The sequence below is a fragment of the Streptomyces sp. NBC_01217 genome (assembly GCF_035994185.1).
Taxonomy (GTDB): domain Bacteria; phylum Actinomycetota; class Actinomycetes; order Streptomycetales; family Streptomycetaceae; genus Streptomyces.
Genome location: NZ_CP108538.1, coordinates 1,687,074 through 1,702,390, shown reverse-complemented (window position 1 = coordinate 1,702,390; position 15,317 = coordinate 1,687,074). Strand labels below are relative to the sequence as shown.

The window sequence follows — 15,317 nt, the reverse complement described above, 5'->3', positions numbered from 1 at the left end:
TCCGGAAAAGGGGACCGTTTTGGCCCCCGTTGTGGTACGGCAGAACCGGGGGATGCGCGACGTGGCGCAGTCCACAGCGGGCCGTGGCGAAATGAGCTGCCGCGGCGGCGAACGGCCGCGAGAATGCAGTATGTCCGCGACCGTTTCGTGCCGCGCGGCGCGCCCGCTCGTTCTTGTTGACGAGCGCCGGCGTGCCGTGTTCGGGCGTCCCGGGCGAAGGGCCGAAGGAGCACTGACGATGGGCGAGGGGTACGCATGAGTGACACCGGCCAGATCCCGGGTGAGGGACTGCCGGAGAACGCAGGCATGGTGGAGCAGCCGGGGATCGCCGCCCCGGATGCGTACACCTACCTCGCTCCCTCCGAGCATGTGTCCGAGGACGACGACCTCCTGCTGATGCCGAGCCCCCAGGGCGCCTGGAGCGACCCGCCGGCGCTGCCGGTCCCCGGCCAGTACCCCGAGGGCGTCGCCGCCCAGGCACTGCTGCCCGAACAGGGCGCCTACCACGCCCAGCCCCTGGCGCAGACGACCCACGCTCAGCCGCTCGGCGAGGCTCCCGTGCAGCCCCAGGGACCCGTACAGGTGCAGGTGCAGGAGCACGTCCAGGTCCAGGTGCAGGTCGCGGAGGCTTACGCCGCGCAGCAGCCGGTGGCCGAACCCCTGCCCGCGCCCGGGACGCACGAGTCCGGTGGCCGCGACTCCGGATCGGTCGACCTGAGGGGCGTACGCATTCCGTCGCCCACCCCGGCTCCCGCTCCGGCGGCGCAGACCCAGGTTCCGGTGCGCCGACCGCTGCACCGCGGCCCGGTCGCGGCCGACGGGCCGTCCTACGGCGGGACACCGACCGGCGGAGTGGTCCGCTCGCTCGCCGACCGCGGCCCCGCGGGCGCGCCCCAGGCGCAGGCTCCCGTCCAGACCCAGCCTCCGGCCCCTGCTCGGCACGCCGGACCGCCGACCGCCGGGCCCGAGTACTTCGAGATGCCGGTCGAAGAGGCGGCCGTACTGCCCGGCCCGCAGCTCGGCGAGATCCTGCCGCAGGGCGGGAGCCCGTGGGCGGCCGAGGCACCGCAGCCGGTGACAGAAGCGGTCGTGCCGGAGCCGGTACAGCCGCCTGTGGAGGTTGCTCCGGTCGTGGTGACGGAGACCGTGGATGCGGTACCGGCCGCTGTTGAGGCTCCGACCGAGGTCAAGGCCGAGGCCGAAGCGGTGGTGGAGGCCGTGGCCGAGGCGGTGCCTGCCGAAGCCGCTGTCGCCGCGCCGCAGGACGCCGCGGAAGCCGCTCCCATGGGCCGGTTCGTGCCCGTGGAGGGTTCGGTGCCGACGACCCCGCACCTGGCTCCGACGCCCGTCGTGGAGGAGGCCGCGGAGGCCGAGCCCGAGCCCGAGCGCCTGGTCTTCGCGATGGAACCGGTACGGCCTGAGGCCGCCGAGAACGCCGCGCCCGCCGAGACGCCCGAGCCGATCCCCGCATCCGTCCCTGTTCCCGTCCCCGTTCCTGTCCCCGTCCCGGAGGCCGAGGTCCTGCCGGTGGCCGAGCCGGAGCCCGCGCCGGGCCCGGAGGCCATCGAGACCGTGGACACCACGGCCCCCACACAGAGCGCGCACCTGGAGTCCGTACAGCCCGAGGTGCAGCCTCAAGCCGAGGAGACAGCGGCCCCCGAGGCACCCGATTCGAGCGAGACCGAGGACCCCGCTTCCCCGCCCGCCCCCGGCTACGACGACGCGGAGCGCGAGGCGGTGCTCCGGGTCATGCGCGAGCGCCGCGACATCCGCAACGGCTTCCGCAGCGACCCGATTCCGCACGAGGTGCTGCTCCGCGTCCTCGAAGCCGCGCACACGGCCCCCAGCGTCGGGCACTCGCAGCCCTGGGACTTCGTCGTCATCCGCTCGGCGGAGACCCGCCGTTCCATGCACGAACTGGCGCAGCGTCAGCGCGAGGCCTACGCCAAGTCGCTTCCCAAGGGCCGGGCCAAGCAGTTCAAGGAAATGAAGATCGAGGCCATCCTCGACACCCCGGTCAACATCGTCGTCACCGCCGATCCCACCCGCGGCGGCCGCCACACCCTCGGCCGGCACACCCAGCCGCAGATGGCCCCGTACTCCTCCGCGCTCGCCGTCGAGAACCTGTGGCTCGCCGCCCGCGCCGAAGGCCTCGGCGTCGGCTGGGTCAGCTTCTTCGACGAGCGCGAGATGGTCCGCGCCCTGGGCCTGCCCGAGCACCTCGAAGTCGTCGCGTACCTGTGTGTCGGTTACGTCGACGAGTTCCCCGAGGAGCCCGAGCTGATGCAGGCGGGCTGGTCCAAGCGTCGCCCGCTGTCCTGGGTCGTCCACGAGGAGACGTACGGCCGCCGCGCCCTGCCCGGCGAGGAACCGCACGACCTGTTGCAGGAGACCATCTCCAGCATCCGCCCACTGGACGCCAAGGCGCTCGGCGAGGCATGGGAACGCCAGAAGCGGATGACCAAGCCCGCCGGTGCGCTCGGCATGCTGGAGATCATCTCCGCGCAGCTGTCGGGACTCTCCCGGGTGTGCCCGCCGCCGATCCCGGAGCCCGCGGCTGTCGCGATCTTCGCGGGCGACCACGGGGTGCACGCCCAGGGCGTCACCGCCTGGCCGCAGGAGGTCACCGGCCAGATGGTCGCCAACTTCCTGGGCGGCGGCGCGGTCTGCAACGCGTTCGCGAGCCAGGTCGGCGCCGAGGTGTGCGTGGTCGACGTCGGCGTGGCCACGGAGCTGCCCGCGACGCCCGGCCTCCTGCCCCGCAAGGTGCGCGCCGGTACGGCCGACTTCACGACCGGCCCCGCGCTCACCCGCGACGAGGTCCTCGCGGCCATCGAGGTCGGCATCGAGACCGCCCGCGATCTGGTCGCGGCAGGCAACAAGGGCCTGCTCACCGGTGAGATGGGCATCGCCAACACCACCGCGTCGGCCGCCCTGATCTGCGTCTACACGGGCATGGACCCGGCCGAGGTGACCGGTCGCGGCACCGGCATCAACGACGAGATGCACGCGCGCAAGGTCGATGTGGTCCGCCGGGCCCTCGAACTCCACCAGCCCGACCCGGCCGACCCGATCGGCGTCCTGACTTCGGTCGGCGGCCTCGAACACGCGGCGATGGCCGGCTTCCTGCTGGGCGGCGCCTCCCTCCGTACGCCCGTCATCCTCGACGGCGTGAGCGCGGGCGCCGCGGCCCTGGTCGCCCGGGCGATCGCCCCCGAGGCCCTCGCCGCCTGCATCGCGGGCCACCGCAGCGCGGAGCCCGGCCATGTCGCCGCGCTCAACAAACTGGGCCTGCGCCCGCTGGTCGACCTCGACCTCCGCCTGGGCGAGGGCACGGGCGCACTGCTGGCACTGCCGATCGTCCAGAGCGCGGCACGGGCGATGCACGAGGTGGCAACGTTCGACTCGGCAGGAGTCACGGAGAAGTAGCGGCTGAGAAACCGGCCTCGCCGGCGTTCGAGGCGCGGGGCCCGGGGCTGCCCGTCCCGCGCCCACGCCCACCCCCACGCCCCACCCCGTATCGTGGACCTCGCCCCACAAACCCGCACGTCACAGCCGTCCCACCCCCGGAGCGGCCCACACCGTACGAGGAGCCCGCACCGCCATGGCCGAGCACGCAGACCACGCCGACCACCCCGCGTACCCCGTCGGACTGCGTCTCAGCGGCCGCCGGGTCGTCGTGGTCGGCGGCGGCCAGGTCGCCCAGCGCCGCCTCCCCGCACTCATCGCGGCGGGCGCCGACATCGTCCTCGTATCACCGGCCGCCACCCCGTCCGTCGAAGCGATGGCCGACGCGGGCGAGATCCGCTGGGAGCGCCGCCCGTACACCGACGGAGACCTGACCGACACCTGGTACGCCCTCATCGCCTCCGACGACACCGCGGCGAACGACGCCGCCTCCGCCGAGGCCGAACGCACCCGCACCTGGTGCGTCCGCAGCGACAACGCCGACGCCGCCACCGCCTGGACCCCGGCCACCGGCCGCAGCGAGGGCGTGACCGTCGCCGTCCTCACCACCGACACCCACGGCCGCGACCCGCGCCACTCCGCCGCCGTCCGCGACGCCATCGTCGAGGGCCTGCGCGACGGCACCCTCGCCGCACCCCACCACCGCACCCGGACCCCCGGCGTCGCCCTGGTCGGCGGCGGCCCCGGCGACCCGGACCTGATCACCGTCCGGGGCCGCCGCCTCCTCGCCGAGGCCGACGTCGTCATCGCCGACCGCCTCGGCCCGCGCGATCTGCTCGACGAACTCCCGCCGCACGTCGAGGTGATCGACGCCGCTAAGATCCCGTACGGCCGCTACATGGCCCAGGAGGCGATCAACCGGGCGCTCATCGAGCACGCCAAGGCCGGCAAGGCCGTCGTACGGCTCAAGGGCGGCGACCCGTTCGTCTTCGGCCGTGGCATGGAGGAGGCCCAGGCGCTCGCCGCCGAAGGCATCGCCTGCACGGTGGTCCCCGGTATCTCCAGCTCGATCTCCGTGCCCGGTGCGGCCGGAATCCCCGTCACCCACCGCGGTGTGGCCCATGAATTCACCGTCGTGAGCGGCCACGTCGCCCCCGACGACGAACGCTCACTGGTCGACTGGCCGGCCCTCGCCAAGCTGCGCGGCACCCTCGTGCTCCTGATGGCCGTCGACAAGATCGGCGCCATCGCCCGTACCCTCATCGCCCACGGCAAGGCCCCCGGGACCCCGGTCGCCCTGATCCAGGAGGGCACCACGGCGGCCCAGCGCCGGGTCGACGCGACGCTCGCGACCGTCGCCGAGCGGGCCGTCGCCGAGGACGTACGCCCCCCGGCCGTCATCGTCATCGGCGACGTCGTCACGGTCGGCACGAGCACCACCCCTCCCCACCCACTAGCCCGCGCGAGCGCCGCCCGCACACCCCCCGCGTAACCACCGGTAACGGATCTTCTCCCGAGCCGTTGGCACCACACACCGGACAAGGCAGTATCAAACCCGTGGCTGACCTCATCACCGTCGACGACCCCGACGACCCCCGCCTGCGCGACTACACCGGACTGACCGATGTCGAACTCCGGCGCAGGCGCGAGCCCGCCGAGGGCCTCTTCATCGCCGAGGGCGAAAAGGTGATCAGACGCGCCAGGCACGCCGGGTACGAGATGCGGTCGATGCTGCTCTCGGCGAAGTGGATCGATCTGATGCGCGACGTCATCGACGAGGTCCCGGCCCCGGTGTACGCGGTCACCCCTGAACTCGCCGAGCGCGTCACGGGCTATCACGTCCACCGCGGCGCCCTCGCCTCGATGCAGCGCAAACCGCTGCCGACGGCCGACGAACTGCTGGCGACGACCCGCCGGGTGGTCGTCATGGAGGCCGTCAACGACCACACCAACATCGGGGCGATCTTCCGCAGCGCCGCCGCCCTCGGCATGGACGCCGTGCTGCTCTCCCCGGACTGCGCCGACCCGCTCTACCGGCGTTCCGTCAAGGTCTCGATGGGCGCGGTCTTCTCCGTCCCCTACGCCCGTCTCGACACCTGGCCCAAGGCCCTGGAGACCGTACGGGAAGCGGGCTTCCAACTCCTCGCGCTGACCCCGGACGAGAAGGCCACCAGCATCGACGAGGCGGCACCGCACCGGATGGACAAGGTGGCGCTGATGCTCGGCGCCGAGGGCGACGGACTGTCCACCCAGGCACTGGTCGCCGCGGACGAGTGGGTGCGCATCCCGATGGCGCACGGCGTCGACTCGCTGAATGTGGGCGCTGCTGCGGCGGTCGCGTTCTACGCGGTGGCCTCGGGCCGCCCGCAGAGCTGACCGCCTACCGAGGCCGCGAACCCCGGTCCTGTTCCTGGCCCCGGTCCTGAGTCTGCGCCTCAGTCTGCGCCTGCGTCTGCATCTCGGTCCGGCTCCCGCCCGTGCCCAGCCCCCGGGCCGGACCCTGGCAGCCCTGTGCCGCCGCGATGCCCAGCGCCACCAGCAGCGTGACCACGACGAAGACGACGAGCCGCTGCCGCAGCAGCCGCGGATTGGCGGGACGCCGCCCCGTCGACGTCTGACGGGTCCCGGGCCGCGTCCCGGGCCGGCCGTTCGTCCCGTTCGTGCCCTGCGGGCGCTTGCCGGACCGTGTTGTGTTGCGGGGCGGCTGCTGATGCTGCTGGGGGCGCGAACCACCGGTACGGGACGAGCCGGCGCGCGACGACGTGGCCTGCCGGCTGCCCTGCGGTTGCTTCTGCTTCTGCTTCTGCTGACGGGGCGCCGGGGGAGCCGTGCGCCGGGTCTGATGCTCGGTGTACGGGCCGTCGATACGGCCGGTCGGCCGGTCCAGTTCCTGCGCCGAACGCTGAACCGGCGGACGGCTCTCGTGCAGACCCTGCGCCTCGCGCGCCGCGATCTCCTTGAGCCGCATGGAGAGTTGGAGCGTGCTCGGCCGCTCCTCGGGGTCCTTCGCCAGACAGGCACTCACCAGCGGCGCGAGCGCATCGTGCACGTCGTACAACTGCGGTTCCTCGTGCACCACGCGGTACAGCATCACCTCGGAACTGCCGTGCCCGAAAGGCGAGTCGGCCATTGCCGCGTACGCCAGCGTGGCACCGAGCGAGAACACGTCCGTCGCGGGAGTCACCGCCGCGCCGCGCACCTGCTCGGGCGCCAGGAATCCGGGCGAGCCCACCGCCGTACCGACGTGCGTGAGCGTGCTCGCCCCGGTCGCCCAGGCGATCCCGAAGTCGATGATGCGGGGGCCCTTGGGAGAGAGGAGGATGTTCGACGGCTTCAGGTCACGGTGGACGACACCGGCCTCGTGCACCGCCACCAGGCCCTCGGAGAGCGCCGCCCCGATCGAGGCCACTTCCGCCGCCGACAGCGGACCCTCCTCGGCCACCTTGTCGTGCAGCGAGGGCCCCGGGACGTACTGCGTGGCGAACCACGGGCGGTCCGCCTCCAGATCGGCGGCCACCAGACGCGCCGTGCAGCCGCCGCGGATCCGCCGTGCGGCGGACACCTCGCGCGCGAACCGCGAGCGGAACTCCTGGTCCTCCGCCAGATCCGGCCGGATCACCTTCAGTGCCACCCGCTGGCCCCGCCGGTCCGAACCGAGATAGACGACACCCATGCCGCCCGCTCCGAGCCGCCGGTGCAGCCTGAACGAGCCGACGACACGCGGGTCCTCGCGCCGGAGCCGCATCATCGCCATGTCTGCCCATCCCCGCTGCCTGGTACGCCTGACGAGGCACAGCTTACGTACCCGGCGCCCGGGGTGCTCAGAGGCCGCGCCCTCGCCCGTCCATCGATTGTCATTGCGAGGCATGGTCCATGACGGGCAGTGGGACCGGAGCCGGTCCCGCACGGAATCGGGCCGGCCCCTCAACGCGGCTGCGGTGACGACGGGTTGGAGCCGTGCAGACCCGCGGTCCCGGCGAGAGGGGCGCGCGGCATGGACCCCGCCGGGACGGCACGGCACCGGCTCCGGCGACGTACCGGCGGCCCGCTGCCGGGAGCCGGTCACGGGCGAGTGAGTGAAGTCACGGTCGTCGCCCGACCGGCCGACAGCCGCGTCCGGGTCCGGGTCAGGGTTCGGGTCCCTCCGGCACAACATGCCGCACCTGTCGCCGCATCCGTCCGCCCATCTGATCCGCAACATTCAGGGCACCCCTCCGGGATGACCCCGGGATCGGCCGCCCGATCTCCACCCAGGGGAGTACATCGGCTACCCACGGCTCATCCTCCGGGAGGCCCGGTATTCGGTACGCGGGCATGACGTCGTACGCCTTCCGCGTCCCTAATGTTGAAGTCAAGCGGCGGGCGCAGCACTCGTCCCCCGAGGTCACACGCCCGCCGCTCCACAACGAGTCAGGAGAGGAACCATGGCCGATATGGCAACGCGGACCATGATCCGCACCCGGGGACGCAGGGTCCAGGCCGCCTTCGGCAGCCGCCCGTCGTCCGGTACGCGCCACCCTCTGGTGGCGACGGCCATGGTTCTTCCTCTGGCGGCCCTGCTCGTAGTCGTCTTCGGCGGCTGGGACGCAGTGGTCACACAGGCGTCGTCCGTGGGCGTGATGCTGGGGCGCTGAGCGGCGCTCCGCAGGTCCGGAAGAGCGGTCCGGACCGGGACATCCGGCCAACAACCCCGTGGGGACGGGGGTGCGGCGGACGGCAGCGTTTGTCCGGTCAGCTGGGGAGCTGACCGGACATCGCGCTTTCCGGGCCCTTGTCGCGACGCGAGCATGCCCATCACCGGGCCTTCTGCCGCCGCACCTACGGTCATCGGCGTGCCTCCCCACGTCGCACGTACGCTTGTCGGCGGGCCTTCGCCCGGCGCGCGTACCCTCATCGGCGGGCCCGGCCGCGGACCGGGCCCCGCCTCGCCGTACCGCCACACCTGTCCGCCACACCTGTCCGCCACCGGGGGGAGACCGTGACCACCGCAGTCGTACGCGCGCTGGGCGCACTCGCCCATCGGGCCGCCCACACGCATCGCGAGCATGCCTGCGCCTGCCCGCCGCCGGCCGTCCTCGCGGACCGCGCCGACGGCACGGTGGTCCGCAGTGGGCCCGTCGTCGCCAAGGCCCACGCCCCCGGCACGGACACCCCCGGCCTGCTGACCCGCCTGAGCCTCGCGAACGACCCCCGCCTGACCGGCATCCTCCTCGCCCCCCTGCGGCCCCGGCCCTTTGCACCCGCCCTCCACGGCCGTCCGGTCACCCTGTGGCCGCACGGCGAACCCGTCGACCCTGCCGACCCGGACGCCGCCCCCTGGGAAGCGGCCGCCGTACTGCTGGCAAGGCTGCACCGGACCCCGGTCCCACCCACCCTCGCGCTCCCGCCCATGCGGGGCCCCGCCAAGGCAGCGCTCGCCGTCGCCCGGATGCGCGCGGCCCGGCCCGGCGACCCGGTCACCGCTCCCGTGCTCGAAGCCTGGCACCGGCTGCCCGACTGGGCCCGCGACGAGGCTTCCGCGCCCCCGCACCGCTCACGCTTCCTCTGCCACGGCGACCTGCACCTCGGGCAACTCGTCCGCCACCCCGCTCCGTACGGCCCCTGGCTGCTCATCGACGTCGACGACACCGGCCTCGGCGACCCCGCCTGGGACCTTGCCCGCCCCGCCGCCTGGTACGCGGCCGGGCTGCTGCCCCCCGAGGTCTGGCTCCGCTTCCTGGACGCCTACCGGGCGGCAGACGGGCCGGCGGTACGCGCCGAGGGCGACCCCTGGCCCGAACTCGACGTTCCGGCGCGGGCCTTGACGGTGCAGACCGCCGCGCTGGCGTTCGCCAAGTCTGCCGCGGAGGGGAGGGCTCCGGATGAAGTGGAACAGATGATGATCGACGCCTGTGCCCGAATTGCGTCCCTCCCGCACGAGTTGGCCGCCGAACACTCGTCGTAGGGTGAACCGATCGTCTCCGGGCATGAATTCCGGGACGGCGAACCGACGGCGAGGAGCTGAGCCGACCATGCAGTGTCCCAAGTGCCACGCGCAGATGCAGACATACAACCGCAATGGCATACAGATCGAGCAGTGCAGCGGCTGCCGGGGGATCTTCCTCGACTACGGCGAGCTGGAGTCCCTGACCCGTATCGAGGCGCAGTGGACGCAGCAGGGCCCGCCCGCGCCGCCCGCCCCGCAGGGCTACCCGGCCGCCCAGGCGCCCGCGTGGGGCGCCCCGCAGCACCATGGTGGCCACCACGGCGGTCACTACCGGCAGAAGAGCTTCGGCCGCATGCTCTTCTCGTCCTGATCGGGCAGACGCCATGCTGCGGGCCTGGGCGCACGGTGTCCGGGCCCGCAGCGCGCACAGCGCGTGGCCCGGCCGCAGTGCATACCGTCGACAAAGTCTTGTCGGACATCTAGGCACCGGCATGGTTGATCCTTAAAGTTCCGGCCCATGACCTTCCTCGACAGGTCCCGGACCGTCGCGCCACCCGGCTGGAGCCGCTGGCTAGTCCCGCCCGCCGCCCTCGCGGTGCATCTCTCGATCGGGCAGGCGTATGCCTGGAGCGTGTTCAAGCCCCCGCTTGAGTCGGCGCTCGGCCTTTCCGGTACCGCCAGCGCCCTTCCCTTCCAACTCGGCATAGTCATGCTCGGCCTCTCCGCGGCCTTCGGCGGCACCCTCGTCGAACGCAACGGACCGCGCTGGGCGATGTTCGTCTCCCTCGTCTGCTTCTCCTCGGGTTTCCTCGTCGCCGCCCTCGGCGTGGCCACCGGTCAGTTCTGGCTGGTCGTCCTCGGCTACGGCTTCATCGGCGGTATCGGACTCGGCATCGGCTACATCTCGCCGGTCTCCACACTCATCAAGTGGTTCCCCGACCGCCCCGGCATGGCCACCGGCATCGCCATCATGGGCTTCGGCGGGGGAGCGCTGATCGCCTCGCCCTGGTCGACCGGGATGCTCGAAGCCTTCGGCTCCGACAGCACGGGAATCGCCACCGCCTTCCTGGTCCACGGTCTCGCCTACGCCGGTTTCATGGCGCTCGGCGTCCTCCTCGTCCGGGTGCCGCCGGACGGCTGGCTCCCGGACGGCCACCGGCCGGAAGCGGCGCCCCGCCGCCTCGTCACCACGGCGCAGGTATCCGCCCGCAACGCGCTGCGGACACCGCAGTTCTGGTGTCTGTGGGTGGTGCTCTGCATGAACGTCACCGCGGGCATCGGCATTCTGGAGAAGGCCGCTCCCATGATCTCGGACTTCTTCACGGGTACCTCGGCCCCGGTCACGGTCTCCGCCGCGGCAGGCTTCGTCGCCCTGCTCTCCCTGGCCAACATGACCGGCCGGCTCCTGTGGTCCTCGACCTCGGACCTCATCGGCCGCAAGAACATGTACCGCATCTACCTGGGCGTCGGCGCGCTGATGTACCTCACGATCGTCCAGTTCGGCAGCTCCAAGCCGCTCTTCATCTGCTGCGCGCTGGTGATTCTCTCGTTCTACGGAGGCGGATTCGCCACGATCCCCGCCTATCTGCAGGACCTCTTCGGCACATATCAGGTCGGCGCCATCCACGGCCGGCTGCTGACTGCCTGGTCCACCGCCGGCGTCCTCGGCCCGCTGATCGTCAACTGGGTGGCGGACGCGGGCGAGCGTGCGGGCCGCAGCGGGTCTGGCCTGTACACGACATCGCTGACGATCATGATCGGGCTGCTGATCGTCGGCTTCGTCGCCAACGAGCTCGTACGCCCCGTCCATCCACGGTTCCACGAGGCGGCGGAGAGGAAGACCCGTGCACTCCAGCAGTCGTAGAACACTCACTGCCGTGGTCTGGCTCTGGGTCGCCCTGCCGTTCGCCTACGGGCTGTACGAACTGATCCGTAAAGCCACCCAACTCTTCACCGGCTGACCCCGGTCGGTCGGGCCCACCGCGGAAACGAAAAAGCCCCGGTCGTCGAGACGACCGGGGCTTTTGCTGGTGCGCGATACTGGGATTGAACCAGTGACCTCTTCCGTGTCAGGGAAGCGCTCTCCCGCTGAGCTAATCGCGCAGGGTGAACCTGCGTGTACTGCGTGCGCGATACTGGGATTGAACCAGTGACCTCTTCCGTGTCAGGGAAGCGCTCTCCCGCTGAGCTAATCGCGCGGGGGATCCTTATGGATCAGTGGACGATACTGGGATTGAACCAGTGACCTCTTCCGTGTCAGGGAAGCGCTCTCCCGCTGAGCTAATCGTCCTTGGAGGTGGAGACGGGATTTGAACCCGTGTAGACGGCTTTGCAGGCCGTTGCCTCGCCTCTCGGCCACTCCACCAGGAGTGGGGGCCGGGAAGATCCCCCACTTTCTGCGAGCGGACGACCAGGTTCGAACTGGCGACCTCAACCTTGGCAAGGTTGCGCTCTACCAACTGAGCTACGTCCGCTTGTCTTTCCCGGTCGGCTTGCGCGTCCCGGCGACGTGTTGAACTCTAGCGGATACCCGGGCCAGTACAAAAACGCGTTTGTGCAGCGTGCTGAGGTGCGTCCGCCCCGGCGCAGGTCATCGCGGGCCGTCCTAGACTCAACGGCGTGCACGACCTCGCTCCAATGGCCCGCTTCGGCGGCCTCGTCGCGTCCGATCTCAAGGACGTCACCAGTGATCCCGCAGCTCTCGACTCGTCCGGCTTCTGGGCGGTATCAGCCGATTTCGAGGGCCGCCTCGTCTGTGCGCGCTTCGCCGCCGTACGGACCGAGGCGGTGCCCGCACCGGTGCGCGGTGCCTGGCGCGGGCCCGCGGCCGGTGACTGGGACTCGTCCCTGGACCGTGCCGCGTACACCGCGGGCGTACGCCGGATCCGCGAGCACATCGCGGCGGGCGAGGTCTACCAGGCCAACCTCTGCCGGGTGATGACCGCTGCGCTTCCCGACCCGGCCGCCGCCGACGTGGACGCGCTGACCGCACTGCTCGCGCGCGGCAACCCCGCGCCGTATGCAGGAACGATCCGGCTGCCCGCGCACGGCGTGGAGATCGCCACCGCCTCCCCCGAGCTCTTCCTCAGACGGGACGGCCGGACCGTCGAGTCAGGACCGATCAAGGGCACGGGACGGACCGAGGACGATCTTCTGGAGAAGGACCATGCCGAGAACGTGATGATCGTCGACCTGGTCCGCAACGACCTCGGCCGGGTCTGTGCCACCGGATCGGTCACCGTCCCCGACCTCTGCGTGGTGGAGAAGCACCCCGGCCTCGTCCACCTCGTCTCCACCGTGCGCGGAGAGCTCGCCGAGGGCGTCGGCTGGCCGGAACTCCTCGACGCCGCGTTCCCGCCCGGCTCCGTCACAGGGGCACCCAAGTCCAGCGCGCTCCGGATCATCGAGGACCTGGAGACCGCACCGCGCGGACCCTACTGCGGCGGCATCGGCTGGGTCGACGCCGACCGCCGCACCGCCTCCCTGGCCGTCGGTATACGCACCTTCTGGATCGACCGGACCGGGCCCGCCCCGGCCCTGCGCTTCGGCACCGGGGCCGGCATCACCTGGGGCTCCGACCCGGAGCGGGAGTGGGACGAGACCGAACTCAAGGCCTCCCGGCTGCTCGCTGTAGCGTCGGGCGCTCACGAAGAGACTGGAAGGACCGCGTCATGAGGATTTGGGTCAACGGCGAACTGCGGGACGCCGAAGACGCCCGGGTGTCCGTGCTCGATCACGGACTCACCGTGGGGGACGGCATCTTCGAGACGGTCAAGACCGTCGACGGCAGGCCCTTCGCCCTCACCCGCCACCTCGACCGGCTGACCCGCTCCGCCCGCGGCCTGGGCCTTCCCGAGCCCGACCTCGACGAGGTGCGCCGCGCCTGCACCGCCGTCATCGAGGCCAATCCGGCGGCGCTCGGCCGGCTGCGCATCACGTACACCGGAGGGCTCTCCCCGCTCGGCTCCGACCGCGGCAACGCCGGTCCCGGCCTGGTCGTAGCCCTGGGGGAGGTGGCGTGCCGCCCCGACACCACCGCCGTGATCACCGTCCCCTGGACGCGCAACGAACGCAGCGCGCTCGCCGGGCTCAAGACCACCTCGTACGCCGAGAACGTCGTCGCCCTCGCCCGCGCCCATGAGCACGGCGCTTCGGAGGCGCTCTTCGCCAACACGGTCGGACAGCTCTGCGAAGGCACCGGTTCCAATGTCTTCGTCGTCCTCGACGGGCGGCTGCACACCCCGCCGGTCGCCTCCGGCTGCCTCGCCGGGATCACCCGCGCACTGGCCGTGGAATGGACGGGCGCCGAGGAGACCGACCTGCCGTTCGACGTCCTGGAGCGGGCCGAGGAGATCTTCCTGACCTCCACCCTGCGCGATGTCCAGGCGGTCCACCGGGTGGACGGCCGGGAGCTGCCCGGCGGGCCCGGACCCGTGACGGCGAAGGCCATGCGGATCTTCGACGAGCGGGCCGGTAACGACCTCGACCCGTAGAACCCGCGCACCTCGAACCCGTGGAACCCGTAAAACGGGGTGACTGGCCGGGGCCCAGCGGATAGAAATTCCCCGATGACCACGACCCTCCGGCCGACCGGGCCGATCCAGCAAGGCGCCGACGGCGCGAAGAGCCGCTCGTACGACGTGTGCGACAACGGACGGCCCGTCGGCGCCGTCGAGATCGGCACCGATCCGGGGTTCGGTGCGAAGGCGGGCGTGCTGCGCTCCCTGCACATCGACGAATCGCGCCGCAGGCGCGGCCGCGGCACCATCGCGGCGCTGGCGGCCGAAGAGGTGCTGCGCGGCTGGGGCTGCACCCAGATGACGCTGTCGGTCATGGTGGACGAGACGGCGGCGCAGGGGCTGGCCGCGGCGCTGGGCTATGCCGAACGCAGCAGGAACATGCTCAAAGAGCTGCCCTCGACTCCGCCCGAGCTGCCGGACGGTGTCAGCGCCCGGCCGATGACCGACGACGAGTTCGCGCACTGGGCGAGCGACGCGCTGCGCAGCTATGCGCAGACCTGGATCGACCGAGGCGTCCCCGTGGATCAGGCCGTGCGGAAGGCCGAGACCAGCCATGCGCAGTTCCTGCCGCACGGCCTCGCCTCCGAGGGGGTGCATCTTCACGTCCTCGTCCACGAGGACGGGGTCGTGGGCCATGTCTGGGTGGCGCGGCACGAAATGCACCCAGGGATGCTGGTGTCGTACGTGTTCGACGTCGAGGTGCGTGAGGAGTTCCGCGGGCGGGGGTACGGCCGGGCGCTGATGCTCCAGGCCGAACGCATCGCTCTGGAGGCGGGCGACGACCGGCTCGGTCTGCATGTCCTCACGTCCAACACACCGGCCCTGCGGCTGTACGAGTCGCTGGGTTACCGGACGACCCAGTACAGCCTGGCCAAGATGTTGTAGCGGCCCCCGGCCTCGGGCTTCGGGCCCCGGTTCCGCTGGTTCAGCCCTGCCCGGCGAGCAGCCGGTCGGCGATCTCCTCGATCCGCTCGCGCAGCCCGTCCTGGCTCTTGCCGCCGTCCAGCAGCTCGTCGCCGATCAGATACGTCGGTGTGCCCGTGACGCCGATCGCCTTGCCCTCGGCCTGGTCGGCGTCGACGATCAGCATGTGGCGCCCGTCGATCAGGGCGGTGTCCATCTCCTCGGCGTCCAGACCGAGTTCCCGCGCCACCTCGATCAGCAGCGGCTCGCCGGTGCGGTCCAGGTCGGCGGTACGGGCGAGGACCGCCTCGATGTACGGCCAGCCCTTGCCCTGGGCCGCGGCCTCCTCGGCGGCCTGCGCGGCGGCGTACGCATGCTTGTGCTTGTCCAGCGGGAAGTGCCGCAGCCGCACCTCAAGACGGTCGCCGTACTTGGCCCGCAGGGCGTGCACATCGGTGAGGGCCTGGTGACAGTCGGGGCACTGGAGCTCGCACCAGATATCGAGGACGACGGGCGCTGCGGGGGTGGAATCGCTCATACGGCCAGTCTCCCAGGGCCCG

13 protein-coding genes and 5 tRNA genes are annotated in these 15,317 nt (G+C 71.8%); 11 read left to right on the top strand and 7 right to left on the bottom strand.

What is annotated here, in order from left to right:
- The first annotated feature begins 255 nt into the window (after nt 1–255).
- From cobT to OG507_RS07325, 3 genes are all read left to right on the top strand, one after another.
- Nucleotides 256–3,429 carry a nicotinate-nucleotide--dimethylbenzimidazole phosphoribosyltransferase gene (gene cobT, locus OG507_RS07335; RefSeq protein WP_327366324.1) on the top strand — a complete coding sequence of 1,058 codons (3,174 nt, stop codon included), beginning with the start codon at nt 256–258 and terminating at the stop codon, nt 3,427–3,429.
- Nucleotides 3,430–3,604: 175 nt separating this feature from the next.
- Nucleotides 3,605–4,900 (top strand): uroporphyrinogen-III C-methyltransferase, encoded by a 1,296-nt coding sequence (gene cobA, locus OG507_RS07330; RefSeq protein ID WP_327366323.1) that lies wholly within the window; start codon nt 3,605–3,607, stop codon nt 4,898–4,900.
- Between the two features lie 65 nt (nt 4,901–4,965).
- Nucleotides 4,966–5,784, top strand: coding sequence for a TrmH family RNA methyltransferase (locus OG507_RS07325; RefSeq protein WP_327366322.1), 819 nt, complete (start codon nt 4,966–4,968; stop codon nt 5,782–5,784).
- 4 nt (nt 5,785–5,788) lie between these two features.
- Here the strand turns inward: OG507_RS07325 and OG507_RS07320 are convergent, their stop codons facing one another.
- The gene (locus tag OG507_RS07320) at nt 5,789–7,162 is read right to left on the bottom strand and encodes a serine/threonine-protein kinase (RefSeq protein ID WP_327366321.1); all 1,374 of its coding nucleotides are present in this window, start codon (nt 7,160–7,162) and stop codon (nt 5,789–5,791) included.
- Between the two features lie 670 nt (nt 7,163–7,832).
- On the opposite strand from OG507_RS07320, the gene OG507_RS07315 reads away from it, so the two are divergent.
- The 5 genes from OG507_RS07315 to OG507_RS40355 all read left to right on the top strand — a co-directional run bounded on the left by OG507_RS07315 (nt 7,833) and on the right by OG507_RS40355 (nt 11,295).
- Complete coding sequence (locus OG507_RS07315) at nt 7,833–8,042, top strand: hypothetical protein (protein ID WP_327366320.1); 210 nt, start codon at nt 7,833–7,835, stop codon at nt 8,040–8,042.
- 344 nt (nt 8,043–8,386) lie between these two features.
- Nucleotides 8,387–9,352, top strand: coding sequence for a phosphotransferase family protein (locus OG507_RS07310; protein WP_327366319.1), 966 nt, complete (start codon nt 8,387–8,389; stop codon nt 9,350–9,352).
- A 67-nt stretch (nt 9,353–9,419) separates the two neighbouring features.
- Entirely contained in the window at nt 9,420–9,704 is a 285-nt protein-coding gene (locus tag OG507_RS07305) for a TFIIB-type zinc ribbon-containing protein (protein ID WP_327366318.1), read from the top strand.
- A 147-nt stretch (nt 9,705–9,851) separates the two neighbouring features.
- On the top strand, nt 9,852–11,198 hold the full coding sequence (locus tag OG507_RS07300; RefSeq protein ID WP_327366317.1) for an L-lactate MFS transporter: 1,347 nt from the start codon (nt 9,852–9,854) through the stop codon (nt 11,196–11,198).
- Complete coding sequence (locus tag OG507_RS40355; protein WP_442810952.1) at nt 11,179–11,295, top strand: MFS transporter small subunit; 117 nt, start codon at nt 11,179–11,181, stop codon at nt 11,293–11,295. The genes OG507_RS07300 and OG507_RS40355 overlap by 20 nt, the downstream gene beginning before the upstream one ends.
- 67 nt (nt 11,296–11,362) lie before the next feature.
- On the opposite strand, the gene OG507_RS07295 is transcribed toward OG507_RS40355, so the two are convergent.
- The 5 genes from OG507_RS07295 to OG507_RS07275 form a co-directional block, all read right to left on the bottom strand.
- Nucleotides 11,363–11,437, bottom strand: a tRNA-Val gene (locus tag OG507_RS07295).
- 23 nt (nt 11,438–11,460) lie between these two features.
- Nucleotides 11,461–11,532, bottom strand: a tRNA-Val gene (locus OG507_RS07290).
- Between the two features lie 20 nt (nt 11,533–11,552).
- A tRNA-Val gene (locus OG507_RS07285) sits at nt 11,553–11,624 on the bottom strand.
- A 1-nt stretch (nt 11,625) separates the two neighbouring features.
- A tRNA-Cys gene (locus OG507_RS07280) sits at nt 11,626–11,699 on the bottom strand.
- Between the two features lie 36 nt (nt 11,700–11,735).
- A tRNA-Gly gene (locus OG507_RS07275) sits at nt 11,736–11,808 on the bottom strand.
- A gap of 163 nt (nt 11,809–11,971) precedes the next feature.
- Between OG507_RS07275 and OG507_RS07270 the strand changes: the two genes are divergently transcribed.
- The 3 genes from OG507_RS07270 (at nt 11,972) to OG507_RS07260 (ending at nt 14,739) form a co-directional block, all read left to right on the top strand.
- A complete protein-coding gene (locus OG507_RS07270) occupies nt 11,972–13,009 on the top strand; it encodes a chorismate-binding protein (RefSeq protein ID WP_327371886.1) in 1,038 nt (345 codons plus the stop codon).
- A complete protein-coding gene (locus OG507_RS07265) occupies nt 13,006–13,827 on the top strand; it encodes an aminotransferase class IV (RefSeq protein WP_327366316.1) in 822 nt (273 codons plus the stop codon). Before OG507_RS07270 ends, OG507_RS07265 begins: the two co-directional genes overlap by 4 nt.
- Nucleotides 13,828–13,902: 75 nt before the next feature.
- Nucleotides 13,903–14,739: a GNAT family N-acetyltransferase gene (locus OG507_RS07260; protein ID WP_327366315.1), complete on the top strand. Its 837-nt coding sequence runs from the start codon at nt 13,903–13,905 to the stop codon at nt 14,737–14,739.
- 40 nt (nt 14,740–14,779) lie between these two features.
- On the opposite strand, the gene OG507_RS07255 is transcribed toward OG507_RS07260, so the two are convergent.
- Nucleotides 14,780–15,295 carry a DsbA family protein gene (locus OG507_RS07255; RefSeq protein WP_327366313.1) on the bottom strand — a complete coding sequence of 172 codons (516 nt, stop codon included), beginning with the start codon at nt 15,293–15,295 and terminating at the stop codon, nt 14,780–14,782.
- Nucleotides 15,296–15,317 lie beyond the last annotated feature (22 nt).